The organism is Chitinophaga agrisoli (assembly GCF_008386695.1).
GTDB classification, from domain to species: Bacteria; Bacteroidota; Bacteroidia; order Chitinophagales; family Chitinophagaceae; genus Chitinophaga; species Chitinophaga agrisoli.
This window is the reverse complement of record NZ_VUOC01000089.1, coordinates 1-448: the sequence shown is the minus strand read 5'-3', so window position 1 is coordinate 448 and position 448 is coordinate 1. Positions and strand designations below refer to the sequence as shown.

At 48.4% G+C, this 448-nt stretch carries 1 protein-coding gene; it reads right to left on the bottom strand.

Annotated elements, in window-relative coordinates:
• Positions 1 to 30: 30 nt before the first annotated feature.
• A complete protein-coding gene (locus F0L74_RS32950) occupies positions 31 to 420 on the bottom strand; it encodes an RNA-dependent RNA polymerase family protein (RefSeq protein WP_149842238.1) in 390 nt (129 codons plus the stop codon).
• Between the last annotated feature and the right edge of the window lie 28 nt (positions 421 to 448).

The following is a 448-nucleotide window of genomic DNA, read 5'->3' as shown; positions in this document are numbered from 1 at the left end:
TTAGAGACAAGGATGTCGTGCGGGACAGTGTCAAATGCTTTGCACAAGTCCAGGTAGATGATGTCTACTGCTCTGCCTCTGTCCCATCAGTTCCGTAGGCCCATCACAGAAGGCCACCAAATTGGTCAGGCAGGATTTCCCCTTAGTGAAGCCATGCTGGCTGTCACCAACCACCTCCTTGTTTCTCATGTGCCTTAGCATGCTTTCCAAGAGAATCTGCTCCAAGATTTTGCCAGGCACAGAGGTGAGACTGACTGGTCTGTAGTTCCCTGGGTCTTCCATATTCCCCTTCTTGAAAATGGGGGTTTTATTGCCCTTTTTCCAGTCATTGGGAACTTCACCTGACTGCCACGATTTTTCAAATATGAATGACAGTGGCTTAGCAACTTCATTCGCCAGCTCCTTCAGGATGGATTTCATCAGGTCACATAGACTCGTGCATGTTCAG